At 73.3% G+C, this 23,547-nt stretch carries 22 protein-coding genes and 1 pseudogene; 22 read left to right on the top strand and 1 reads right to left on the bottom strand.

Annotated elements, in window-relative coordinates:
- The first annotated feature begins 165 nt into the window (after positions 1-165).
- The 22 genes from AB0K37_RS09195 to AB0K37_RS09090 all read left to right on the top strand — a co-directional run bounded on the left by AB0K37_RS09195 (position 166) and on the right by AB0K37_RS09090 (position 22,587).
- Positions 166-1,761 carry a phospholipid carrier-dependent glycosyltransferase gene (locus tag AB0K37_RS09195; protein WP_363977150.1) on the top strand — a complete coding sequence of 532 codons (1,596 nt, stop codon included), beginning with the start codon at positions 166-168 and terminating at the stop codon, positions 1,759-1,761.
- A gap of 50 nt (positions 1,762-1,811) precedes the next feature.
- A complete protein-coding gene (locus AB0K37_RS09190; RefSeq protein ID WP_363977147.1) occupies positions 1,812-3,191 on the top strand; it encodes a DUF6801 domain-containing protein in 1,380 nt (459 codons plus the stop codon).
- A 51-nt stretch (positions 3,192-3,242) separates the two neighbouring features.
- On the top strand, positions 3,243-4,256 hold the full coding sequence (locus AB0K37_RS09185; protein WP_363977144.1) for a cupin-like domain-containing protein: 1,014 nt from the start codon (positions 3,243-3,245) through the stop codon (positions 4,254-4,256).
- A 255-nt stretch (positions 4,257-4,511) separates the two neighbouring features.
- Positions 4,512-5,819, top strand: coding sequence for a DUF6801 domain-containing protein (locus AB0K37_RS09180; protein ID WP_363977141.1), 1,308 nt, complete (start codon positions 4,512-4,514; stop codon positions 5,817-5,819).
- Between the two features lie 137 nt (positions 5,820-5,956).
- Complete coding sequence (locus AB0K37_RS09175) at positions 5,957-7,084, top strand: DUF6801 domain-containing protein (RefSeq protein WP_363977138.1); 1,128 nt, start codon at positions 5,957-5,959, stop codon at positions 7,082-7,084.
- Positions 7,085-7,093: 9 nt separating this feature from the next.
- Entirely contained in the window at positions 7,094-8,317 is a 1,224-nt protein-coding gene (locus tag AB0K37_RS09170; protein WP_363977135.1) for a lipase family protein, read from the top strand.
- A gap of 61 nt (positions 8,318-8,378) precedes the next feature.
- Positions 8,379-8,897, top strand: a complete 519-nt coding sequence (locus AB0K37_RS09165) for a hypothetical protein (protein WP_363977132.1) — start codon at positions 8,379-8,381, stop codon at positions 8,895-8,897.
- A gap of 31 nt (positions 8,898-8,928) precedes the next feature.
- Positions 8,929-9,711 (top strand): ABC transporter permease, encoded by a 783-nt coding sequence (locus tag AB0K37_RS09160; RefSeq protein ID WP_363977129.1) that lies wholly within the window; start codon positions 8,929-8,931, stop codon positions 9,709-9,711.
- A gap of 17 nt (positions 9,712-9,728) precedes the next feature.
- Entirely contained in the window at positions 9,729-10,556 is an 828-nt protein-coding gene (locus tag AB0K37_RS09155) for an ABC transporter permease (protein WP_363977275.1), read from the top strand.
- Positions 10,553-11,809, top strand: coding sequence for an MCE family protein (locus tag AB0K37_RS09150; RefSeq protein WP_363977126.1), 1,257 nt, complete (start codon positions 10,553-10,555; stop codon positions 11,807-11,809). Before AB0K37_RS09155 ends, AB0K37_RS09150 begins: the two co-directional genes overlap by 4 nt.
- A complete protein-coding gene (locus AB0K37_RS09145; RefSeq protein WP_363977123.1) occupies positions 11,806-12,861 on the top strand; it encodes an MCE family protein in 1,056 nt (351 codons plus the stop codon). The genes AB0K37_RS09150 and AB0K37_RS09145 overlap by 4 nt, the downstream gene beginning before the upstream one ends.
- The gene (locus AB0K37_RS09140) at positions 12,858-13,907 is read left to right on the top strand and encodes an MCE family protein (protein WP_363977121.1); all 1,050 of its coding nucleotides are present in this window, start codon (positions 12,858-12,860) and stop codon (positions 13,905-13,907) included. The genes AB0K37_RS09145 and AB0K37_RS09140 overlap by 4 nt, the downstream gene beginning before the upstream one ends.
- Complete coding sequence (locus tag AB0K37_RS09135; RefSeq protein ID WP_363977118.1) at positions 13,907-14,899, top strand: MCE family protein; 993 nt, start codon at positions 13,907-13,909, stop codon at positions 14,897-14,899. The genes AB0K37_RS09140 and AB0K37_RS09135 overlap by 1 nt, the downstream gene beginning before the upstream one ends.
- Positions 14,896-15,921 carry an MCE family protein gene (locus AB0K37_RS09130; protein ID WP_363977115.1) on the top strand — a complete coding sequence of 342 codons (1,026 nt, stop codon included), beginning with the start codon at positions 14,896-14,898 and terminating at the stop codon, positions 15,919-15,921. Before AB0K37_RS09135 ends, AB0K37_RS09130 begins: the two co-directional genes overlap by 4 nt.
- A complete protein-coding gene (locus AB0K37_RS09125) occupies positions 15,921-17,168 on the top strand; it encodes an MlaD family protein (RefSeq protein ID WP_363977112.1) in 1,248 nt (415 codons plus the stop codon). The genes AB0K37_RS09130 and AB0K37_RS09125 overlap by 1 nt, the downstream gene beginning before the upstream one ends.
- Positions 17,165-17,695 carry a hypothetical protein gene (locus tag AB0K37_RS09120; protein WP_363977109.1) on the top strand — a complete coding sequence of 177 codons (531 nt, stop codon included), beginning with the start codon at positions 17,165-17,167 and terminating at the stop codon, positions 17,693-17,695. Before AB0K37_RS09125 ends, AB0K37_RS09120 begins: the two co-directional genes overlap by 4 nt.
- Positions 17,692-18,216 carry a hypothetical protein gene (locus AB0K37_RS09115; RefSeq protein WP_363977106.1) on the top strand — a complete coding sequence of 175 codons (525 nt, stop codon included), beginning with the start codon at positions 17,692-17,694 and terminating at the stop codon, positions 18,214-18,216. The genes AB0K37_RS09120 and AB0K37_RS09115 overlap by 4 nt, the downstream gene beginning before the upstream one ends.
- A 9-nt stretch (positions 18,217-18,225) precedes the next feature.
- Positions 18,226-18,756: a hypothetical protein gene (locus tag AB0K37_RS09110; protein WP_363977104.1), complete on the top strand. Its 531-nt coding sequence runs from the start codon at positions 18,226-18,228 to the stop codon at positions 18,754-18,756.
- Position 18,757: 1 nt separating this feature from the next.
- Entirely contained in the window at positions 18,758-19,327 is a 570-nt protein-coding gene (locus AB0K37_RS09105; RefSeq protein WP_363977101.1) for a hypothetical protein, read from the top strand.
- A gap of 120 nt (positions 19,328-19,447) precedes the next feature.
- Positions 19,448-21,145: a GMC family oxidoreductase gene (locus tag AB0K37_RS09100; RefSeq protein ID WP_363977098.1), complete on the top strand. Its 1,698-nt coding sequence runs from the start codon at positions 19,448-19,450 to the stop codon at positions 21,143-21,145.
- 39 nt (positions 21,146-21,184) lie between these two features.
- On the top strand, positions 21,185-21,547 hold the full coding sequence (locus tag AB0K37_RS09095) for a PadR family transcriptional regulator (RefSeq protein ID WP_363977095.1): 363 nt from the start codon (positions 21,185-21,187) through the stop codon (positions 21,545-21,547).
- Entirely contained in the window at positions 21,544-22,587 is a 1,044-nt protein-coding gene (locus tag AB0K37_RS09090) for a hypothetical protein (protein ID WP_363977092.1), read from the top strand. Before AB0K37_RS09095 ends, AB0K37_RS09090 begins: the two co-directional genes overlap by 4 nt.
- Positions 22,588-22,603: 16 nt before the next feature.
- On the opposite strand, the pseudogene AB0K37_RS09085 reads toward AB0K37_RS09090, so the two are convergent.
- Positions 22,604-23,547: pseudogene (locus AB0K37_RS09085) on the bottom strand (hypothetical protein); the annotation flags it as partial.

Raw genomic sequence — 23,547 nt, 5'->3', positions numbered from 1 at the left:
GTCGTTCGTTTCTATAACGGCATTCGGGTTCCCGGGGCGGGAGGGTAGATAACTCACAGGGGTGAGTAATCGTCCCTCTTTCTTCGTCGCGGACTTGGTTCATCCGGGGGTGCGCCGCTCATTACGGTTCTTCTCCCCGTCCACGCCGTAGCGAAGGGGAGCACCTTGACCGCCTCCGTAGCGGTGGAAGAACCGGCGTCCGCGGCCGGCGCGCCGGCCGGCCTGCGCGCGTCCGCGTGGGGCTGGGCCGGGCCGCTGCTCGTCGCGGCGTTCGCCGGATTCCTGGTGTTCCACCGGCTCGGCGCCCCCCACGCCCTCGTCTGGGACGAGACGTACTACGCCAAGGACGCCTGGGCGTTCCTGCACTACGGGGTCGAGCACAATTGGCGCGGCGGCCCGAACGGCCAGTACGCCGACTCCTTCTTCATCGCCGGGCATCCCGTGGCGGGGCTCGCGGGCGGCGGCGAGTGGGCCGCGCATCCGCCGCTCGGGAAGTGGCTCATCGCCGCCGGGATGGCGCTCTTCGGATCCGGCCCGTTCGGCTACCGGTGCGCGGCCGGTGCGGCGGGCGTGCTGGCGGTCCTGCTGCTGGCCCGCATCGCCCGGCGGCTGACCGGCTCGACCGTTCTCGGCTGCGCGGCCGGGCTGCTGCTCGCGCTGGACGGCTCATGGCTGGTGTCCAGCCGCGCGTCCATGCTCGACATCTTCCTGCTCGTGTGGGTGCTGGCCGGGTTCGGCTGCATCGTCGCCGATCGGGACAGGACGCGGGACGCCCTGGCAGCGCGCTCCGAGAGCGGGGGGCCCGGCGGGGCTTTCGTCTGGCATGGGTGGCGCTTGGCGGCCGGGGTCTGCTTCGGCCTCGCCTGCGCGACGAAATGGTCCGGCGTCTACGTGCTCGTGTTCTTCTGGGTGCTGGCGCTGATCTGGGACGGGAACGCGCGCGAGGACACCGGCGTCGCCCGGCCATGGCGTGGCATGGTCAGGCTCGACCTCCTGCCGTCGCTGCTTCAGGTGTGGGCCGTCGCCGGGGTCGTCTATCTGGCCAGTTGGTGGGGCTGGTTCGTCTCAGGGACGCCCCTGCAGAAGACCCTCTTCGGCCAGAACGTCCCGGGGTTCCAGCGGCGCTGGGCCGAGGCGCATCCGAGCGGCCTGTGGCCGTCGTTCCTCGATCCGCTGCGGTCGCTGTGGCACTACCACGCGATGACTCTGGACTTCCACAACGGTGTGACGCAGCCGAACCCCGGCCAGTCGTGGCCCTGGCAGTGGCCCGTCCTCGGGCATCCGGCCGTCATGTGGCGCACCTCCGTGCCGCGGGGACGGGACGGCTGCGACGCCGCGAAGTGCGTCAGCGAGATCTCCCACCTCGGCACGCCCGCCATCTGGTGGTTCTCCATCGTCGCGCTGCTCGGCATGGTGGTCTGCGCCTTCGCGGCGCGCGACTGGCGGGCCGCCGCGGTCGTGGGCGGCCACCTCGCGAGCTGGCTGCCCTGGTTCCCCGCCGCGCTCGCCGGCCGGACGATGTACTCCACCTACGCGCTGCCGATGCTGCCGTTCGCGATCCTCGCGATCGTCCTGCTCTACGACGGCGTCTCCGCCCCGTACCGGGAACGGCCCGTGCCGCGCCTGCTGCTCGGCGCCGGCGGGGCCGCCTACCTCGCGCTCGTCGCGGTGAACCTGGCCTACCTCCTGCCGATCCTTACAGGCCAGCCCCTTCCGGAGGCCGGCCGGCAGGCCCGCCTGTGGCTCCCCGGCTGGACGTGATCTCGCGCCGGCCCGCACGTCCGCAGCAGTCCCACGAGAGGTGATCGACGATGAGGACCCCGGCCCGCTGGAGGCTCGGCGCCGTGACGGCCGTCGGGCTGGGCGCGCTCGCGACCGGAGCGCCGCCGGGCGGTGCGGCACGGGCGCAGGAGGCGGACGCCGCCCTGACCTACGCGTGCCGCCTGCCGTCCGGGACGTCGCAGGAGGTCGGCGTCCGGGTGCGGGGCGCGTTCCCCGCGACGGGAACGGCCGGACGCCCCGTTCGGCCGGGCCGGGTCACGGCCGCGGTGACGATCCCGAAGGCCGCGGTGCCCGAGGTGAGCGCGCTCGGCGGCGCCTCCGTCGCCGGGACCGCGGAGCTCGGCGTGTCCGTGCGGCAGAACGGCCGGTCCGCCCCGGCGACCTGGCCGGGGCTCACCACGCCCGCCACCCCGGTCGCGGACGACGCCGACCTGGTCCTGGCGGCGTCAGGGGACGTCCCGCCGGTCACGCCCGCCGGGACCGGCGACCTCACGTTCACCGCAGGGAGCCTGACGCTGGAGCTGGGCCCGCGCGACGCCCACGGCGGCGTCCCCGAGGACGCGAAACCGGCGATCACCATTGGGTGCGAGCCGTCCGGGGAACGCGTCCTCGCCACGGTGCCCGTCCCCGCCGGCAAGACCCCGGCGACGCCCGCGCCGCCGACGCCCGTGCCGCCGAAGACAGAGAGGCGTGCCGCCGCCGGGGCGCCCGGCGAGACCCCGGCCGAGTGCGGGAAGTTCACCGGGCCCTCCGACGACTGGTATCCCGGCTGCGTCTACCTGTCGGGGTTCTCCAACGTCACCAAGCTCAAGGGCGCCGCGATCCTGAACGATCCGGAGTTCGGCCGCCCCGCCCTCACCAACGTCGTCTACTCGCTCACCGACACCGGCGCCTCCGTCCGGCAGCGGTTCGTCTCGCCGCTGCGGTCGCGGTCGACGTTCCTGACCTTCGGGTTCATGCCGACGACCGCGACGATGGAGATGACGCAGCGTCCCGTGGGACCGGGCGAGGACTACGGGACGTTCGAGGCCGTCAGCGACATGCGGACGGGCGTCCAGTCCGTCAGCGCCCACATGCGGATGTCGATCCGCATCTCGGACGTCTCCGTCAACGGGGCGCCGCTGAACGTCGGCCCGGACTGCCGCACCGCCACCGACGCCGACATCGCCCTCAAGGGCGAGATGACCAGCGTCCTGGAAGGCGGGACGCTCGACGGCTCGTTCCGCATCCCGCGCTTCACCGGCTGCGGGGTCGGCGAGGACCTCGGTCCGCTGTTCGACGGCACCGTCTCCGGCCCCGGGAACCTGCTGCGCGTCAGCCTGGGCGCCACCTGCATCCCGGACGCCGACATCAGCTGCCCGCCGGTCGTCCCTCTCCCCGCGCGCACCGCCCCACGCCCCGCTGGCTGAACGGCACGCCTGCTCACCGAAACGCCTGCCCACCGAACACGGAGGAACGCCGTGACCACCACCCGACCGAAGGACCAGTGGCGCCGCTGGATCGCCGAGAACCTCCTGCTCGGCAACCCGCCGGAGGTGATCCGCGCGGCGCTGGCGAGCAACGGGTTCACCGAGGAGGAGGCCGCCCGGGAGGTGGCCGGCGCGCTGGCGAGCCCGTACGTGCTGGGCGCGACCCGCGTCGCCAACCGGCTCCGCAAGCGCGAGTGGACGCTGACCGTCTACGGGCGGCTCGCCCGGATGCGCGCGGACGGCGGCGAGATCGTCCGGAGGGAGCGCCTCTCCCGGGACGAGTTCTTCGAGGAGTACTACTTCCAGAACCGCCCCGTCATCATCACCGGAATGCTCAAGTCGTGGCCCGCGCTCACGAAGTGGGACTTCGACTACCTGCGCGAGACGTGCGGCGGCAACGAGGTCGAGGTGCAGTTCGGCCGCGAGTCCGACGAGAACTACGAGATCAACGGGCCGCGGCACAAGCGGCTCATGCCGTTCCGCGAGTACGTCGACATGGTCGAGGCGGCCGGGACGACCAACGACTTCTACATGACGGCCAACAACGCGTCCCGCAACCAGCGGGCGCTGGACGTCCTGTGGGACGACATCGACCCGGTCTCCGAGTACCTGGACGGCGGCGAGGTCAAGGGCCGCAGCTTCTTCTGGCTCGGCCCGCCCGGCACGAAGACGCCCTACCACCACGACCTGACCAACAACTTCATGGCGCAGGTGATGGGCCGGAAGAGGGTCAGGATGGTGCCGATGCACGACACCGCCCACGTCTACAACACCCTGCACTGCTACTCGGAGGTCGACGGGAGCGACGTCGACTACGACAAGTTCCCGGCCATGCGCAAGGCGCAGGTGCTGGAGTGCACGCTCGCCCCCGGTGAGCTGCTGTTCATCCCCATCGGGTGGTGGCACTACGTCGAGGGCCTCGACGCCACGATCACGATGAGCTTCACCAACTTCCTCAAGTACAACGACTTCGCCTCCGACTACACCACCTACCAGCACCTCTGATCCGTTCGCGCCGGTGATTCGAGCACCGGATGACAAATTGCGGAAACGCTGTCGTCCGGTGATCTTATGCTGCCCTCGAAAAGGTCGGAGAATGTCAGATCATGCTTAGGTGGTCGCACTTCTGAAAAGCCGTTGAACGGTGAGCGTGAATGTCTTTGATTTTGTCAGTCGACCGCGAAGACCCGCGCGCCGGCGGCCGGTAATTTACCGCCTCGAAACGTACGGGAAATCTGGTTCCGGACGAAAGGCAGAAAGTTGGACGACAAGCTCGGTACGCGCAAGCGGCGCACGGCCAAGGGCCTCGCGACCGCGGCCATCGGGGGCCTCGGCCTCTCCCTGCTCGGCGTCGTCGGCGCCGGCCCCGCCCTGGCGGACCCGATCCACCAGACGCTGAACTTCCACTGCGTCTTCCCCCTGATCGGCAACCAGCCGCTCACCGTCGACATCGACAGCGACTTCCCGTCCACCATCAAGGTCGGGGAGCTGTCGCCGCCCTTCCACATCAAGTCGACGGCGCACATCACCGGCACCATCACCAACGGCCTGCGCGCGGTGAAGGCCGTCACGCTGGAGGGCACGGCCTCCGCCGACTCGGTCGTGTCGGTGCCCGAGGACCCGAACCTGCCGGTCGCGACGGACGTCGTGATCAACAAGGTCGACATCCCGCAGCAGGCCGGGGCGACCTGGGACCTGGTCGCCGAGGGCGACGCGCCGCAGCTGGTGTTCAGCCAGACCGGCGAAGGCAAGATCACCATCGTCGGGCTGACGCAGCACATCAACCCGAAGAAGGCCGACGGCACCGAGGTCTGGGCCGGCGGCAAGGACGTGACCTGCACCAAGGACCCGGGCCAGGACGAACCGTTCGCCCACTTCACCATCACCGACGGCGGCACCCCCACGCCGACGCCCACCCCGACTCCGACGCCCACCCCCACTCCCACGCCGACCCCCACCCCGACTCCGACGCCCACCCCGACCCCCACGCCCACGCCCACGCCGACTCCGACCCCCACTCCCACCCCCACGCCGACCCCGACCCCCACCGGCGGTGAGCACTACGACTTCACCCTCTCCGGTGAGACGTTCGTGAAGGCGCCGAACGGCAAGGCGCCCCTGACCGGTTCCGTCGGCGCCGACCTGAACCTGGACACCGGCGCCGTCACCGCGGACCTGAAGCTCGCCCCGACCAAGGGCAACTTCCAGATCCTCGGCTTCCTGCCGGTGACCGCCGACATCGGCCTCGTCACGCAGGGCCCGACCACCGGCCTCTACAAGGACGGCCAGCTCACGACCAACAGCAAGGTCATCACCAAGCTGTCGTCGTTCAACGTGTTCGGCGCCATCCCGATCGGCGGCGGCGAGAACTGCCAGACGACCGAGCCCTCCGACGTCCGGCTCCAGTCGCCCGCGGGCGAGTTCTTCGACCCGGGCGTCGGCGGCAAGATCAGCGGACGGTACTCGCTCTCGTCGATCGACCAGTGCGGGCCGCTGACCGGCATCCTCAACCTCTTCACCGCCGGTGACGGCAACACCATCGACCTGACCCTCACGCCCAAGGCGTGACGGCGGCGGTGAGCTGACGGTCAACCAGGGCGGGCCCCCGCCGCGCCGCGAACGCCGTGCCGCGAACGCCGTGCCGCGAACGCGACCAAGCCGCAGGCGCGGTGAGGGGCCCGCCCCAGACGAGGCGAGGTCGACAGGTGACGAAGAAGAAGAGAACGGGCGCCGCGCTGGCCCTGGCCGCCGCCCTGCTGGCGTCGGGCCTCGCCGGCGCGGGCCCCGCCGCGGCGGGCCCGGCCACCCTCGGGCTCGACTACCACTGCACGTTCCCGCTCCTCGGGCCCCAGCCGGTCCACGTGGAGCTCAGCGCGAACGTCCCCGGCCGGGTCGAGGTCGGCGAGGTCATGCCGGGCATCGCCGTCGACTCGGTGTCGGCGGTGGGCGCGGAGTCCGCGCGGGGCCTGCGGGCCCTGTACGCGACGACCCTGGAGGGCCACGCGCTGGCCGACGCGACGCTGACCGTCCCCGAGATGCCGGACGGCCTGCCCGTCGAGGTCGACTCCGCGCTGGACAGGACGCCCATCCCCGCGTCCGGCGGCTTCAGCGTGAAGGGGCGCGGCACGGCGCCCGACCTGACGTTCACGCAGGCCGGGCCCGGCAAGGTCACGGTGGGGAACCTCGTCCTGACCCTGACCCCGCGGACGGACGACGGCGGCGCCTCCGGGCTCGGCACGTTCGAGTCCGAGTGCACGCAGGACCCGGGGCAGGACGCCGTCCTCGCCTCCTTCGAGATCGTGGACGAGGACGGCGGCCCGGGGGCCGCGCCGTACTCCTACACGCTCCAGGGCTCTTCCACGATCAAGGCCTCCGGCGGGACGATCCCGCTGACCGGCGCCCTCGACGCCAAGGTCGACGGCGGCGCGGTCACCGGCGGCCTCACGCTGGACCCGTCCAAGGCCCGGTTCCAGATGCTCGGCTTCCTGCCCGTGACGGCCGACGTCACGTTCGCCGCCGAAGGCGGGACGACCGGGACCTACAAGGACGGCGTCCTCACCACCACCTCGAAGGTGACCGCGCGCTTCCCCGCGTTCACGGTGTTCGGCTTCCTGCCGGTCGGAGGCGGCGAGGCGTGCCGGACGTCCCTTCCGGCCGGCATCACGCTGACCTCCGCCGCCGGGTTCGACCTGAAGGCGGGCGGCGCACTGGCCGGCGCCTACGAGCTGCCGCCGATCGACGGCTGCGGCGCGCTCACCGGCGTGCTCGGCTCCTCCCTCGCCGGCCCCGGCAACGCGATCACCGTGACGCTCACCCCGAAGAAGACGAGCTAGGAGCAGGCGATGCCGAACCACCACCACCGGCGAGCGGCGCTCCTCGCCCTGGCCGCCGCGCTGCTGGCCGCGCTCTGCGCCGTCCCGGCGTCCTCCGCGCCCGCTTCGGCGGCCCCGGCGACCGGACCCGGCCCCGCCGGGGACGCCTTCTACACCCCGCCCTCACCGCTGCCGTCCGGCTCCCCGGGCGACGTCATCCGGGCGCGCCCGGCCAAGGCGGGCCCGCCGACCGCCCGCTCCCTCGCCGACGCCTGGCAGGTCATGTACCTGTCGACCAGCGCGCTCGGCAAGCCCGTCGCCGTCACCGGGATCGTCCTCGTGCCGAAGAAGGCGGACCCGGCGAAGGCGCCGATCGTGGGGTTCGGTCCCGGCACCAGCGGCCCGGCGTTCCGCTGCGCGCCGTCCAGGTTCATCGACCAGGGCGCCTTCTACGAGCAGGCCGCGCTGAACGAGATGCTCGGGAAGGGCTACGCGGTCGCCGTCACCGACTACGAGGGCTACCACGAGAACCCGGCGACCACCTACGTGGTCGACTCCATGGGCTACTCCGTCATCGACGCGGTCCGCGCGGCGCAGCGGCTCCCCGAGTCGGGCCTGTCGAAGGACGCGCGGGTCGCGTTCCGCGGCTACTCGCAGGGCGGCGCGGCCGCGATGTGGGCGGGGCAGAAGCAGCCGAAGTACGCGCCGGAGCTGAAGCTCGCGGGCGTCGTCGGCGGCGGCGTGCCGTCCGACCTCGCCGCCGTGGGCCTGCCGCTGGAGGGCCGGGACCCGTTCGGCTTCCTCCTCTACTCGATGGTCGGCATGGACCACGCCTACCCGGAGCTGGACCTCGCGTCCTACCTCAACGACGCCGGCCGCGCCATGGTCGACGGCCTGGAGGGCGGCGCCTGCACGCTGGAGCTGCTGCTCGACTACAAGGGCAGGACGATCCCCGACTACTTCACCACCAGCCCGTTCGCGACCGAGGCGTGGCTGAACCGCGTCGCGGAGAACCAGCTGGGCGGCGAGCCCGTGAAGGTCCCCGTCCTCCAGTACCACTCGGTCTCCGACGAGATCGTCGCGTACGGGCAGGCCAAGCAGCTCCGGGACGACTACTGCAAGCTCGGCGTCCCCGTCACCTGGAAGACGTGGGACGGCGTCGGCCACATCACCCTCGTCTACCGCGGCGACGAGGACGCGATGGCGTTCCTGGCGGACCGGTTCGCGGGGAAGCCCGCCACCTCCAACTGTTGACCGCCGGCTTCTGACCCCGCGACCGCCGGCACGGTCACCCACCCCCGAGAAGGAGACAACCATGGTTCGGCGAACCGTCGCCCTCGCGGCGCTGGCCTCGGTGGCCGCACTGTCCGCGGCCGGATGCGGCTCGGAGAAGAAGGACGGCCCCGAGGTCGCCTGGGCGGGCAGGGCCTGCGGGGTCCTCACGCAGAGCGCCCCGATGCGGGCGCCGAAGCTGGACGGCGCGAGCGTCCTGAAGTCCAAGGCGTCGCTCGTCCAGCTCCTCGACGGCATCTCCGACCGGATGCGGACGCTGGAGACGAAGCTGTCCGGGCTCGGCGCCCCGCCCGTCGACAACGGCGAGGCCGTGTTCTCCACCACGATGAACAACCTCACCCGCACGCACTCGACCGTCACCACCGCGTCCAAGAACCTCAAGCGCGCGAAGGTGACCGACAAGCGGTCGCTGCAACGGGCCGTCGACCAGATGGGCAAGGCGTTCGCGCAGTACAGCGGCTACCAGGGGCCAGAGCAGGACCTCCGGAAGAACCCGCGGCTGGCCGCGGCGTTCGCCAAGGCGCCGGCGTGCAAGAGATGACGCCGCGTCGGACCTGGAGGGAGGTGCGGGCATGCCGCCCCTGGCCGCGTATCCGCTGAGCGCGCTGCGCGAGGCGGGCCGCATGTTCGCGCTCGGCGCCACCGTGTCCGGCATGGCGTTCCGGCGGCCCTTCCAGGTCCGCGAGTTCGTCGAGCAGTTCTGGTTCATCGCCAGCGTGACGATCCTGCCGACGGCGCTCGTGTCGATCCCGTTCGGCGCGGTGACGTCGCTGCAGGTCGGCTCCCTCACCCAGCAGTTCGGCGCGCAGTCGTTCACCGGCGCCGCCAGCGTCCTGGTGGTGATCCAGCAGGCCAGCCCGATGATCGTGGCGCTGCTGGTGTCGGGGGTGGCGGGCTCGACGATCTGCGCGGACATCGGCGCCCGGACGATCCGCGAGGAGCTGGACGCGATGGAGGTGCTCGGCGTCTCGCCCGTCCAGCGGCTCGTCGTCCCGCGCGTCCTCGCGTGCGTCGCCGTCGCCTTCCTGCTGAACGGGCTCGTCTCGGTCGTCGGCGTCGCGGGCGGCTACTACTTCAACGTCATGATGCAGGGCGGGACGCCCGGCGCGTACGTCGCGAGCTTCTCCGCCCTCGCCCAGCTCCCCGACCTCTACGTCGGCGAGGCGAAGGCGCTGCTGTTCGGTTTCGTCGCCGGGATCGTCGCCGCCCACCGGGGCCTGAACCCGAGGGGCGGCCCGAAGGGCGTCGGCGACGTGGTGAACCAGTCGGTCGTCATCACGTTCCTGCTGCTGTTCCTGCTCAACCTCGTGATCACCGGGATCTACCTCCAGGTCGTCCCGCCGAAGGGAGGCTGAGCGTGAGCCTCGCCTTCATGAGGGGGCGGCCCCCCGGCCCGGCCGGGTGGTTCGCGTGGCTGGACCAGCCCGGCGACCAGGGCGTCTTCTACGTCCGGGCGCTGCTGTGGACGCCGCGCGCCGTCCACCGCTACCGCAGGGAGGTGCAGCGGCTGCTCTCCGAGGTCGCGTTCGGCAGCGGCGGCCTCGGCGTGATCGGCGGGACGATCGGCGTGATGGTCGCGATGACCCTCGCGACCGGTGTCGTCGTCGGCATGCAGGGCTACTCGGCCCTCCAGCAGATCGGGACCTCGGCGTTCACCGGGTTCGCGTCCGCCTACATCAACACCCGCGAGATCGCCCCGGTGGTGTCGGGCCTGGCGCTGTCGGCGACGGTCGGCGCGGGGTTCACCGCGCAGCTCGGGGCCATGCGCATCAGCGACGAGGTGGATGCCCTGGAGGTCATGGGCATCCCGTCGCTGCCGTACCTGGTGACGACGCGGATCGTCGCGGGCGCCGTCGCGATCGTCCCGCTGTACGCGATCGGCCTGCTGTGCGCCTACCTGGCGTCCCGGGAGGTCACGGTGGTGTTCAACGGGCAGTCGGCGGGCACCTACGACCACTACTTCGGGCTGTTCCTGTCGCCGGTGGACGTCGTCCTGTCGTTCCTCAAGGTGCTGGTGTTCAGCGTCCTGGTGATCCTGTCGCACTGCTACTACGGCTACCGCGCGGCCGGGGGACCGGCCGGGGTGGGGCGCGCCGTCGGCCGCGCGGTCCGCACGTCCATCGTCCTGATCAGCGTCAGCGACTTCTTCTTCAGCCTCGCGCTCTGGGGCGCCGGCACGACGGTGAAGGTGGCCGGGTGAACGCCCGCGGGGTCCTCGGCCGGCGGCTCGCGGGGGTGGCGTTCCTGCTGGTGCCGGTGCTGCTGGTCTGGCTGTCGGTCGCCGTCTACGGCAAGAGGTTCACCGACGTCGTCCCGGTGACGCTGCGGACGGCGAGCGCGGGCAGCGAGATGCGCCCGCACGCGGACGTGAAGCTGCGCGGCGTGGTCGTCGGCGAGGTCCGCGAGATCTCCTCGGACGGCGGCGTCGCGACGCTCAGGCTGGCGATCCGGCCGGACAAGGTGAGGCTGCTGCCGCGCAACGTGTCGGCTCAGCTCCTGCCGACGACGCTGTTCGGGGCGCGGTTCGTCGCGCTCGTCCCGCCCGCGCGGCCGTCCCCCGAGCGGCTCACCGCCGGGAGCGTGATCAGCCAGGACCGGTCGGCGAACGCGATCGAGCTCCAGCAGGTGATGGACACTCTGTATCCGCTGCTCACGGCCGTCCGGCCGGCGGAGCTGGCGGCGACGCTCACCGCCGTGTCCCAGGCGCTGGACGGCCGCGGCGCCGACCTCGGCCGGACGATCGTCGAGCTGGACGCCTACCTCAAGAAGATCAACCCGAGCGTGCCGGCCCTCAACCGCGACCTCAGGCTGCTCGTCGAGGTGAGCCGCGACTACACCGAGGCCGCGCCCGACATCCTCCAGGCCCTCCACGACTTCGCCTTCACGAGCCGGTCGCTGGTCGAGCAGAGGAACGACCTCGCGCGGCTGTACGCGTCGGTCACGGACGCCTCCCAGGACCTGGCCCACTTCCTGCACGAGAACTCCGGCAACGTCATCCGGCTGTCGGCGGCGAGCCGCCCGACGCTCGAACTGCTGAGCAGGTACTCGCCCGAGTACCCGTGCACGCTGCGGATGCTGACCGACTTCGTCCCCGTGATGGACAAGGTGCTCGGCAAGGGCACCGACCGGCCCGGCCTCCATGTGGACGTCACGACGCTGCCGTCCAAGGGGGGCTACGTCCCGGGCAAGGACCGTCCGCGCTACACCGACAAGAGCGGCCCGCACTGCTATCCGGTGGGCGGGACCACCGTCCCGAGGTCGGCGCCGGTCGGTGCGGCGACGCCCGTCGCGGTGGCGCCGGGCGCGCTCGGCCTGCCGAACTCGCCCGAGGAGAACCGCCTCGTCAACGAGCTGCTCGCCCCCGGGCTCCAGGAGGTTCCGGAGGCGCTGCCGGACTGGAGCAGCGTCCTCGTCGGGCCCGTCTACCGGGGCACGGAGGTGAGGCTCAAGTGAACCGGACGGCGCGAGGGAACCGGGGCCTGGCGAAGCCGCTGGTCAAGTCGCTGGCCTTCGTCGTGGTCACGGTGGTGGCGACCGCGATGCTCGCCCTCAGCATCACCGGGTCCGGCGGCGGCGACACCGTCTCCTACCGGGCGCGGTTCACCGACGCGTCCGGGCTCCGCGAGGGCGACGGCGTCCGGATCGCGGGCGTCGAGGTCGGCCGGGTCGGCGGCATCGAGGTCGTGGACCGTCGCGTCGCGCTGGTCTCGTTCTCCGTCGAGCGCGGGCGCCGGCTGCCCGCCTCGTCCACCGCCACGATCAAGTACCTGAACCTGATCGGGCAGCGGTACGTCGAGCTGGGGCGCGGCGCCGGGGCCGGCGGGACGCTGCGGCCCGGCGCCACCATCCCCGTCGAGCGGACGGCGCCCGCGCTGAACCTGACGCAGCTGTTCAACGGGTTCCAGCCGCTGTTCCAGGCGCTGTCGCCGCGGGAGGTGAACCGGCTCGCCGGGTCGATCGTGCAGGTGCTGCAGGGTGAGGGCGGCACGGTCGAGGGGCTGCTGTCCTCCGTCGGGTCGCTGACGCGCGGAATCGCCGACAAGGACCAGGTCATCGGGCAGGTCGTCGACAACCTGAACGCCGTCCTCGACACGGTCAACGCGCGCGGCGACGCCCTCGGGAGCTTGGTCGGGACGCTGCGGCGGCTCGTGTCCGGGCTGGCCGCCGACCGCACGTCGATCGGCGCGGCGATCGGCGCGCTGGACGACCTCGCGAGCACCGCCACCGGCCTGCTGCGCGACGGCCGCGAACCGCTCAAGCGAGACATCGCGCAGCTCGGGCGGCTGTCGGGGAACCTGTCGGACGACTCCCCGAAGGTCGAGTCGTTCCTGCGGCTGCTGCCGGTGAAGATGACCGCGATCGGGCGCATCGCCTCCTACGGGTCGTGGCTGAACCTCTACCTCTGCGAGGCCGACCTCCGGGGCGCCGCCTACCGGCAGTACCCGGGCGAGGAGCATCCGCCGCCCACCGGAGTCCCGCTCACGGCCGAAAGGTGCGGCGCATGACGAAGAGACGGCTCGCCGAAGGCCGGCGGCCCAGGCCCCGGCTGCGGCCCGTCCGGGAGCGGAACCCCGTCGCCGTCGCGGTCGTGTCGCTCGCGCTGATCACCGCGCTGGTCCTGCTGGCGTTCAACGCCGGGGACCTGCCGGTGATCGGCGGCGGCACCCGCTACACCGCCGAGTTCGGTGAGGCCGCCGGGCTGCGTCCCGGCAACGAGGTCCGCGTCGCGGGGGTGAAGGTCGGCGAGGTCACCGGGGTGCGGCTGGACGGCGCGAAGGTCGCCGTCGCGTTCCGGGTGCGCCGCACCTGGATCGGGGACGCCAGCACCGCCGCCATCGCCATCAAGACGCTGCTCGGCGACAAGTTCCTCGCCCTCGACCCGCTCGGCACCCGCCCGCAGGACCCGCGCCGCCGCATCCCCCTCGACCGGACGACCTCCCCCTACGACGTGACCAGGGCGTTCGAGGACCTCGCCGGGACGGTCGGCCGGATCGACTCCGCCCGGCTCGCCGCGAGCCTCGACGCCATCTCCACGACGTTCGCGGGGACGGCGCCGAGCGTCCGCAGGGCGCTGGACGGCGTTTCCGCGCTGTCGAAGACCATCTCGTCGCGGGACGCCGAGCTCGCGCGGCTGCTGGCGGGCGCCCGGCAGGTCACCGGGACGATGGCGGGCCAGAGCGCGAACGTCGAGGCGCTGCTACGGGACGGGAACCTGCTGCTCGGCGAGATCCGGCGCCGCCGCGAGGCGATCCACGCGCTGCTCACCGGCACCCAGGCGCTGGCGGAGCAGCTCACAGGGCTCGTCGACGACAACCAGCGGCAGCTCGACCCGACGCTCCGCGCGCTCGGCCGCGTCACGGACCTGCTGCGCAGGAACCAGGACGACCTCGACAGGGCGCTGAAGACGGCCGGCCCCTACACGCGGCTCCTCGGCAACACGCTCGGCAACGGGCGCTGGATGGACGGCTACCTGTGCGGGCTCGTCCCGAAGGAGTACGGGGCGAAGGCACCGGACCGAGGGTGCATGCCACCCAGGAAGGGAGGCAACTGATGCTGCGCCGACTGAGCACCCCGCTGGTCGCCGCCGGCCTCGCGGTCGTCGTCGCCGCCGTCGTGCCGGTCGCCCTGCGCGACCCGGGCGGTACCCGGATCACCGTGTACTTCGAGACCGCCGTCGGCGTCTACCAGGGCTCTGATGTGCGGGTCCTCGGCGTGAAGGTCGGCACGGTCGACTCCGTCCGCGCCGAGGGGACCCGGGTCAGGACGGTCATGACCGTCGACCGGGGGGTGGACGTCCCCGCCGGGGCGAAGGCCGTGGCGGTCGCGCCGAGCCTGGTCGCCGACCGGTACGTCCAGCTCACTCCCGCCTACACGGCCGGACCGAAGATGGCGCCCGGGGCGGTGATCCCGGTCGAGCGGACCGCCACGCCGATGGAGCTCGACAAGATCTACGACAGCATCCGCGAGCTGGCCGCCGGCCTCGGGCCCCGGGGCCTGAACAAGGACGGCGCGCTGTCGCGGCTCCTCGAAACCGGCGCGGAGAACCTGAGCGGCAACGGGCGCGACATCCGCACGACCACCGAGCGGATGGCGCAGGCGGCCAGGACCCTGTCCGGCTCGCAGAAGGACCTGTTCGCGACGATCCGCGGCCTCCAGACGTTCACGACGACGCTGAAGACGAACGACGGGCAGGTCAGGGAGGCGGAGCGGCAGCTCGCCGACGTCTCCGGCTTCCTCGCCGACGACCGGGAGGAACTGGACGCCGCGCTGCGGGCGCTGGCGGAGGCGCTCGCCCGGGTCAAGGCGTTCGTGCACGACAACCGGCGGCAGATCGCCGGGAACGTCGGGAAGCTCGCCGACATCACGCGGCTGCTGGTGAAGCAGCGCCGGTCGCTGGCGGAGGCCCTGGACGTCCAGCCGCTCAACGCGACGAACGTCCTCAACGCCTACGACCCGGCGACGCGGTCGCTGATGGGGCGGCAGAACCTCAGCGAACTGGCGCCGCCTCTGCCTGCGGCCGGGCCCCGGAAGGCGGAGCCATGATCCGGCACGTCGTGTGGACGGCCCTCGCCTGCACCGCCCTCGGCGGCTGCGGCTTCTCCGGCGCCGCGGACCTCCCGCTGCCCGGCGGCGCCGACCTCGGCGACCACCCGTACACGGTGCGGGCGCGGTTCGCGAACGTGCTGAACCTCGTCCCGCAGTCGGCGGTGAAGGTCAACGACGTCGCGGTCGGGCGGGTGGTGAAGGTCGCGCTGCCCCGGGGCGGCTGGACGGCCGAGGTCACCATGAAGGTCAACGGCGACGTCCGGCTCCCCGCGGACGCCTGCGCCGAGCTGCGCCAGTCGAGCCTGCTGGGGGAGAAGTTCGTGCAGCTCGGCGCGGGCCCGCCGGGCGGGACCCGGTCCGGCGCGGGGACGGGCGCGCTGGCGGACGGCGCGGTGATCCCGGAGTCCCGGACGAACCGGAACCCCGAGGTCGAGGAGGTCTTCGGCGCGCTGTCGATGCTGCTGAACGGCGGCGGCATCGCCCAGCTCCGGACGATCACCGTCGAGCTGAACCGGGCCCTCGGCGGCAACGAACCGCGGGTCCGGTCGCTGCTGGAGCAGGCCCGCACGCTCGTCGGCGCCCTGGACGCGAACAGGCAGGGCATCGCCGACGCCATCGACGGCCTGAACCGGCTGTCGGCCACGCTGCGCGGCCGCAGGGACCAGATCGGCGTCGCCCTCGACGACATCGAACCCGGCCTCGCGGTGCTGGCCGAGCAGCGCGGGGCGCTCGTCCGGATGCTGCGCTCGCTGGACGACCTGTCGCGCGCGGCGGTCACCACCGTCAGGCGGAGCAGGGACGACATGATCGCCGACCTGCGCGCCCTCGAACCGACGCTGCGCAGGCTCTCCGACGCCGGCCGCGACCTGCCGAACGCGCTGCAGGTCCTGGCGACGTACCCGTTCACCGACGCCGTCCTGCCCGCGGTGAAGGGCGACTACCTGAACGTGTACCTCCAGATCACCGCCCGGCCGGGGACGCGGATCGTCCCGCCGATCGAGCCCGCGCAGGGAGACTGATGCTGACCGCGTCCGCCAGGATCAAGAACCTCGTGTTCCTCGTCGTCGGCCTGCTCGCGGTGGGCCACGTCGGCCTCACCTACGCCGACCTCGGCGGGTACGTCGGCTACCGCGACCACTACGTCGTGCGGGCCGACCTCGCCGAGGCGGGCGGCCTCGCGGAGAACGCCGACGTCACCTACCGGGGCACCTCGGTCGGGCGGGTCGGCGCGCTGCGCCTGACCGGCGACGGCGTGCTCGCCGATCTGAAGATCGAGAAGTCGGCGCCGCGCATCCCCGCGCGCACGCGGGCCGTCGTCGCGAACCGCTCGGCGATCGGCGAGCAGTACATCGACCTGCGCCCGGACACCGGCGCCGGACCGTACCTGGCGGCCGGCTCGGTGATCCCGCGCTCGTCCACGGCGACCCCCGCGCCGGTGACGGACCTGCTCACCAGCGTGAACGCGCTCGCCTCGTCCGTCCCGGCCGACGCGCTGCGGACGGTCGTCGGGGAGCTGGGCCGGGCGTTCGCCGGGCAGGGGCCCGACCTCCAGGCCCTCCTGGACGGCACGCGGTCGCTGACCCGCGCCGCGAACGAGAACGCCGGGCCGACCACCTCGCTCATCGGCGACGGCGAGACCGTCCTGCGCACCCAGAACCGGGAGGCCGCTTCGTTGAAGGCGTTCGCCCGCAACGCGCGGCTCCTCTCCGAGCAGCTCCGCGAGTCCGACCCGGCCATCCGCGGACTGGTGTCGACCGCGCCGGGAGCGGCGGGCGAGTTCCGGGCGCTGGTGCGCGACCTCGACCCGTCCCTCAGCGTCCTGGTCGCGAACCTGCTGACCACGTCCGATCTGCTGGAACCCCGGGCCGACGGCCTGGAGCAGCTCCTGGCCAAGGCGCCCGCGGCGGTCTCCGCCGGCATGTCGGCCGCCCAGGGCGGCAGGCTCCACTTCGGGATGGTCACGACGTTCTTCGACCCGCCGGACTGCACGAGCGGCTACGGCGGCACGCGGTACCGCAACGGCCTCGACACCTCGCCCGGCCCGGCGCTCAACACGGCCGCCCGCTGCGCCGCGCCGCCGTCCAGCGGCGTGAACGTGCGCGGCGCGGGCAACGCTCCGCGACGTCCCGTCCCGGTCCCTGCACGGGCGGGGTCGGTGCTCTCCGCGGGTTCGCCCGCGCTGCCGGGGGCGCTCGCCCTGCCCGGCGTCGAAGACGGCCCCACCGGCATGGGCGGCCTGCTCGGCGTTACGGGGGCCGGCGAATGAACGCGACCGCACGGGACGTCCGGGGGCGCGGCGGCCTCCTCGCGGGGTGGGCGGCGATCGCGGCCGCCGCAGCGTTCCTCGCCTGGTCGGGCTGGACGGTGTGGCACGACGAACCGGACACCCGGAGCGGGGCCGAACGCGCGCGGGACGTCGTGCTGCGGAGCGCGCGCGAGCAGATCGCCGCGCTCAACACGATGGACCCCGCGCGGGTTGACGCGGGGCTGCGCGCCTGGAGGGACGCCTCCACCGGCGCGCTGCACGACCAGCTCGCCCGGGACGAACCGCAGAACCGCACCAGGATCGGCCGGTCGCGGACCACCGCCGCGGCGACCGTCACCGGCGCCGCCGTCACCTCGCTCGACGTCCGGGCGGGGAAGGCGAAGGTCATCGCGTCCGTGCAGGTGAAGCTGGCTTCGCAGGGCGGTGCGCCCACCCTGCAGCGCAAACGCTTCGAGGCCGGGACGGTCCGCACGCCGTCCGGCTGGAGGCTCGAATCGCTCACCGCGATCCCGGTCGGTGCGCGATGAGGCGGCCGCCCAGGCTCCGCCGGCCGTTCGCGGTCGCGCTCGCGCTCGCCCTGCTCGCGCCGGCCCTCCGTCTCGCCGCCGGGCCGGCACGGGATCACGGGCTGACGGGGCACGAGGAGAACCCTCGCGACACCGCCGTCCTGGACGACGTGGCCACGACCGAGGTGCTCGGGGACGTGTCCACGGCCCTCGCCCGGGTGTTCAGCTACGCGCCGGACGACCTCGCCGCCACCGAGCAGGCCGCGGGAACGGAGCTGTCGGGCCGGGCGCTGGACGAGTACCGGCGGCTTTTCGCGCAGGTCAGGCGGCAGGCCCCGGCCCAGCGCGTCACGCTCGCCACCCGCGTCGTGCGCGCCGGGGTCGTCTCGCTGACCGGAGACACCGCCCGGCTCCTGGTCTTCCTCGACCAGACCGCCACGCGCGCCGGCGGACCGGACGGGACGCCCGCCGCCGCGCAGCTCACGGTGACCGCGCACCGCGACCGCGGCCACTGGACGATCACCGCTCTCACCTCGGTCTGAGGGGCTCGCATGGCAGACGGAACCCTGCAGGGGACAGACGACACCCTGCGACGGACGGCGACGGCCCTGCTCGTCCTCGCCGCGCTGTTCGCCGCCTGGGCCGGCCGGTCCTGGTACTCGGCCGCGCACGACGGCGCCCGCGCGTACTCCCGCGCCCGCGACGACGTCCTGGAGGCGGGGGAGCAGGGCGTCCAGAACCTCAACACCCTCGACTACCGCTCCCTCGGGCCCGGCCTGAAGACCTGGCAGGACTCCACCACCGGCGACCTGCACCGGCAGATCGCGCAGGGCCGTCCGGCCTTCGAGCGGGAGGTCGCGAGGGCGCGGACGATCACCAGGGCCCGCATCCTGGACGCCGCCGTCGCCGAACTGGACGAGCGGTCCGGCAAGGCCCGGATGCTGGTCGCCGTCGAGATCACCGTGACCCCGCCGGACGGCGACCCGGCCGTCAGGCAGAGCCGCCTCGTCGGCGAGCTGACCAGGACGTCCGGCGGCTGGAAGCTCAGCGGGCTGGGCCAGGCTCCGGCGGAGGGTTCCTGACATGGCGGAGCTCGGCTACACGGCTCTGCGGGCCGTCCGGAACGGTGCGCGGTGGCGGGCCCGCGCGTCCTCGCCCCTCGCGCTCGGCCTCGCCGCCGTCCTGCTCGCCGCCTTCGGCGTGTGGGCGCTCCGGCAGGCCGACGGCCTGCGGGACGACCCGTCCGCCCGCAACACCGCCCTCACCGACGGCGTCGCCACCAGCGAGGTCAAGGGCGCCGTCGCCGACATGATCGGCAAGGTGTTCTCCTACGACTACGCCGCCCCCGGCCGGACGTCGCAGGCCGCACGCGCGTCCCTCGCCGGCGAGGCCGTCCGCCAGTACGAGGCGATCTTCGGGAAGGTCCGCGAGGACGCCCCGAAGGCGCGGACCGTGCTCAGCACCCGCGTCACCGACAGCGCCGTCACCGCCCTGACCGGCGACCGCGCCGCCGTCCTCGTCTTCGCCGACCAGAGGACCACCCGCACCGGCGACGGCGAGAGCACCCACGCCCCCGCCATGCTCACCGTCACCGCCGCCCGCCGCGACGGCCACTGGAAGATCACCGCACTCGACACCTTCACCGCGGGCTGAGCGGGCTTTGTCGCTCCGCTGACAAACGCCGCCGTGAATCGTTGCGACGCGTGCATAGTGTGCTCCCGCTTCCGAGGAGCACACTCGGCCCCTTCGCTCCCCCGACGAAGGCGGTGTGTGATGCCCGACGGCTTCGATTTCGACGTGATCGTGGTGGGCTCTGGGTTCGGCGGCAGCGTGTCGGCCCTGCGGCTGGCGGAGAAGGGCTACCGGGTCGCGGTGGTCGAGGCAGGGCGCCGCTTCGACGAGGGCACGCTGCCCAAGACGTCCTGGCGGCTGCGCAAGTACGTGTGGGCGCCGCGCCTCGGGATGCGGGGGATCCAGCGCGTCCACCTGGTGGGCGGAAAGGCCGGTGTCCTCGTGCTGGCGGGGGCGGGCGTCGGCGGCGGCTCCCTCGTCTACGCGAACACCCTCTACGTCCCGCCGGAACCGTTCTTCAAGGACCGCCAGTGGGGCCACATCACCGACTGGCAGGACGAGCTCGCGCCGTTCTACGACCAGGCCCGCCGCATGCTCGGCGTCACCGTGAACCCGCTCGTCACGCCCGCCGACGAGGCGATGAAGCGCGTCGCCGACCGGATGGGCGTCGGCGGCACCTTCCATCCGACGCCGGTCGGCGTGTTCTTCGGCGAGAAGCCCGGCGAGGACGCCGCCGACCCCTACTTCGGCGGCGCGGGCCCCCGCCGCACCACCTGCACCGGCTGCGGCGCCTGCATGATCGGCTGCAAGGTCGGCGCGAAGAACACGCTGACCAAGAACTACCTGTACCTGGCGGAGAAGGCGGGCGTGCGAGTCATCCCCGACACCACCGTCACCGCCCTGGCGCCCCGGGAGTCCGGCGGGTACGAGGTGACCGCCGAGCACACCGGCCCGCTCCGCGGGCGCCGCCGGACGCTGACCGCCGAGCACGTCGTCCTCGCCGCCGGGACGTACGGGACGCAGCGCCTCCTGCACCGCATGCGCGCCGCCGGCCGCCTCCCGCACCTGTCGCCGCGCCTCGGCGAGCTCACCCGCACCAACTCCGAGGCGCTCCTCGGCGTCGAGCGCATGACCGTCTGGCACCGCGGCAAGGACGTGGACCACAGCACCGGCCTCGCCATCACCTCGTCGTTCCACCCGGACGACAAGACCCACATCGAACCCACCCGCTACGGCGCGGGCAACAACGCCATGGGCGTCATCCGGACCCTGCTGGTGGACGGGGGCGGCGCGCCCCGCTGGCTGAAGTTCCTCGGCCAGGCCGCCCGGCACCCGACCGTCATCCTGCGCGGCCTGTCCCTCAGGGACTGGGCCAAGCGGACCGTCATCGCCCTGGTCATGCAGACCGCCGACAACTCCATCACCATCGGAGAGAAGCGCGGCCGCCTCGGGCGCCGCAGGCTCGTCGCTCGCCAGGGCGCCGGGGAGCCCAACCCCACCTGGATCCCCGTCGCGCACAAGGCCGTCCGGATGCTCGCCGAGGAACTCGACGCCACGCCCGGCGGGACGTGGTTCGACCTGTTCAACATCCCGACGACCGCGCACTTCATCGGCGGCTGCGTCATCGGCGAGACGCCCGAGACCGGCGTCGTCGACCCGTACCACCGCGTCCACGGCCATCCGGGGCTGCACATCGTGGACGGCTCGGCGGTCACCGCGAACCTCGGCGTCAACCCGTCCCTCACCATCACGGCGCAGGCCGAGCGCGCCATGGCGTTCTGGCCGAACCGGGGCCAGAAGGACCCTCGTCCCGCGCCCGGTCGCCCCTACGAGCGCATCGACCGCGTCCTGCCCGCGAAGCCCGCCGTCCCGCCCACGGCCCCCGCCGCGCTCAGATGACGCCTTGCCATAGTCAGTTGATCGATATATAACGATGGCATGCCCAAATCGATGCAGGAGCCGACGTTCCTGATCCTCACCGCGCTCGCGGACGGCCCGCAGCACGGCTACGGGATCATGTCCGACGTCGAGCAGATCTCCGCCGGGCGCGCCCGGCTGCGCGCCGGCACGCTCTACGCCGCGCTGGACCGGCTCCAGGCGGAGGGGCTCATCGCCCCCGACCGCGAGGAGGTCGTGGACGGCCGGCTGCGCCGCTACTACCGGCTCACCGAGGACGGTGCCGCCGCCCTGAACGCCGAGGTCGAGGCGCTCCAGCACCGGACGCGGGTCGCCGCCGGCCGGCTGGCCGCCTTCCCGAGGCTGCGCGGCGGCACGACCCCGGCCTTCGGGGGGCTCCGATGAGCGCGCTCGAACTCCGCTACCGCCGCCTCCTGGCCTGCTACCCGACCGGTCACCGCGCCGAGCACGAGCAGGAGATGCTGGACGTGCTGCTGTCGGCGGCCCGGCCGGGGCAGACCCGGCCGTCCACCGCCGACGCCGCCGACCTGCTCCTCGGCGCCGTCCGGATCCGGTTGCGCCGCGCCGCGGGCGGCGCCACCGGATCGCCGTGGCCGGGGGCGCTCGCCGTGGCCGGATTCGTCTCGCTGCTCATGCTCGTCGCCGAGGGGGCGCGGTTCGCCCTCGACGTGCCGGAGACGGCGATGATGATCGCCAGGCAGGTGGACGAGGGCCACCGCCTGTGGCCCATGCTCCCCCTGTACTTCGGGACCGCGCCCTACTGGGTCGCCTGGGCGGGGATCGCCGTCCTGGTGTGGTGCGGGGCCCGCCGGTACGCGACCGCCGCCGCATGCACGGTGACCGCCGCGCAGGTCGTCCTCGCGGTCTGGGGCACGAACTTCCCGGAAGCCCCGTACGCCTATGTGGGGTCCTCCGTGGCGGGCATCCCGCTGCCGCTCGCGCTGCTGGCCACCGCCTCGCTGGTCGCGTCCCCCGGGCCCCGCCACGGCGCCCGCCTGCTCGGCCGCGCTCGGGTCGCCGGTTTCGCGGCCATGGCGGGCGTCCTCGCCGCGCTCACGTCGCAGCCGCTGTTCAGCCTCCTGTTCCAGGGGCACCTCGGCGACGTGAGCGCGCACGACATCGACCGGCTGTACTCCTTCTCCCAGACGTGGGGACGCGTCCGGTTCGTGGCGGTGCTGGTCATCGCCGTCCTCGTCTGCGCCGCCCTGGCGAAGTCCCGCCAGGGCCGGCGCGCGAGCGCGCTTCTGGCCGGCGCGGGCCTGCCGCTCCTCATCCGCGTGGGCCTGATCCACATGGGGGCGGAGGAGGAGTTCCTCCACCTTCCCCAACTCCTGCTGGGATGCCTGGCGGGCTTCGCCGGGACGATGCTCTGCGTCCGCCTGGCGGAACTCCCGCTCAAGGGCAGGGCCCCTGGCAGAGCCTGACGGCCCGGGCCCGCGCCTACTCCTCGGCCTCGGCTTCCTCGGGCTCGGCCGGCGGCTCCTCCACGGCCCGGCGGGTCGCCTGGTGGACGCGGACCGCCAGGATCGCGCGGGCGAACCGTCCGGCCAGCTCACCGTCCATCAGCTCGGGGACCTGGTCGACGCCGACCAGGCCTCCGGGCTGGACGGTGACCGCGCCCGTGTCGCCGACCGGCACGCCGCGCCCGTCGTCGAGGTCCTCCACGGACGGGAGGTCCAGCGCGGCGCGCAGGGTGTCCTGGAGCGCCCGCACGGTCGCGGCGTCGCGGTCGATGCGGATCTCGGCGGCGTCCGCGCGCTCCTCGGCCCGGTCGGCCCGCGCCCGCTCGCCGTCGATCCGGGCGTCGGCCGCGTCGGCGAGCTGCTCGGCGCGCTCGGCCCGCGCGGCCAGGTCCGCGGCCCGCTCCGTCGCGGCGTCGCGCTCCACGCTCAGCCCCGCGACCTCGCCCTGCACGACGCTCAGCTCGGCGCGCAGCCGCCGCTCGGTGTCGGCCGCGGCCTCCAGCTTGGCGCGCGCCTCCGCCAGCTCGCCCCGCACGTCCGCCAGCTCGGCCCGCGCGTCCGCGAGGTCGCTCTTGGCCGCGGCGAGCGCGAGCTGCTCATTGCTCAGCCGCGCGGCCAGGTCGTCGCGCTCGCGCTCGGCCTCGGTGCGCGCCTGGTGCTCGGTGCTCCACGCCGCCTCGGCGCGCTTGCGTATCCCCTCGGCGTGCGCGGCCTCGTTGGCGGACGTGGCGCGGGCCTGCTGGTGGGCGCCGGCCTCCTTCCACGCGTTGGCCTCGCTCTCCTGCGCGGCCGTGACGCTGGCCTGGGCGGCGGCGAGCCCCGCGGCCAGCTCCTCCCGGGCCGCCACGGCGTCCAGGCGGGCGGCCTCCGCGCGGGCCTCGGCCTCGGCCGCGCGGGCCTCCGCCTCGGCGGCCTCGCGCC

The organism is Actinomadura sp. NPDC049753 (assembly GCF_040674655.1).
In the GTDB taxonomy this organism is placed as follows: Bacteria; Actinomycetota; Actinomycetes; order Streptosporangiales; family Streptosporangiaceae; genus Spirillospora; species Spirillospora verrucosospora.
This window is presented reverse-complemented; position numbering and strand designations above follow the sequence as displayed.

Coding starts and splice junctions, on each gene's coding strand:
- AB0K37_RS09140 (WP_363977121.1), top strand. CDS start 12,858: ATGACGAAGAGACGGCTCGCCGAAGGCCGGCGGCCCAGGCCCCGGCTG.
- AB0K37_RS09115 (WP_363977106.1), top strand. CDS start 17,692: ATGAGGCGGCCGCCCAGGCTCCGCCGGCCGTTCGCGGTCGCGCTCGCG.
- AB0K37_RS09125 (WP_363977112.1), top strand. CDS start 15,921: ATGCTGACCGCGTCCGCCAGGATCAAGAACCTCGTGTTCCTCGTCGTC.
- AB0K37_RS09090 (WP_363977092.1), top strand. CDS start 21,544: ATGAGCGCGCTCGAACTCCGCTACCGCCGCCTCCTGGCCTGCTACCCG.
- AB0K37_RS09135 (WP_363977118.1), top strand. CDS start 13,907: ATGCTGCGCCGACTGAGCACCCCGCTGGTCGCCGCCGGCCTCGCGGTC.
- AB0K37_RS09120 (WP_363977109.1), top strand. CDS start 17,165: ATGAACGCGACCGCACGGGACGTCCGGGGGCGCGGCGGCCTCCTCGCG.
- AB0K37_RS09110 (WP_363977104.1), top strand. CDS start 18,226: ATGGCAGACGGAACCCTGCAGGGGACAGACGACACCCTGCGACGGACG.
- AB0K37_RS09095 (WP_363977095.1), top strand. CDS start 21,185: ATGCCCAAATCGATGCAGGAGCCGACGTTCCTGATCCTCACCGCGCTC.
- AB0K37_RS09105 (WP_363977101.1), top strand. CDS start 18,758: ATGGCGGAGCTCGGCTACACGGCTCTGCGGGCCGTCCGGAACGGTGCG.
- AB0K37_RS09130 (WP_363977115.1), top strand. CDS start 14,896: ATGATCCGGCACGTCGTGTGGACGGCCCTCGCCTGCACCGCCCTCGGC.
- AB0K37_RS09165 (WP_363977132.1), top strand. CDS start 8,379: ATGGTTCGGCGAACCGTCGCCCTCGCGGCGCTGGCCTCGGTGGCCGCA.
- AB0K37_RS09100 (WP_363977098.1), top strand. CDS start 19,448: ATGCCCGACGGCTTCGATTTCGACGTGATCGTGGTGGGCTCTGGGTTC.
- AB0K37_RS09155 (WP_363977275.1), top strand. CDS start 9,729: ATGAGGGGGCGGCCCCCCGGCCCGGCCGGGTGGTTCGCGTGGCTGGAC.
- AB0K37_RS09190 (WP_363977147.1), top strand. CDS start 1,812: ATGAGGACCCCGGCCCGCTGGAGGCTCGGCGCCGTGACGGCCGTCGGG.
- AB0K37_RS09170 (WP_363977135.1), top strand. CDS start 7,094: ATGCCGAACCACCACCACCGGCGAGCGGCGCTCCTCGCCCTGGCCGCC.
- AB0K37_RS09160 (WP_363977129.1), top strand. CDS start 8,929: ATGCCGCCCCTGGCCGCGTATCCGCTGAGCGCGCTGCGCGAGGCGGGC.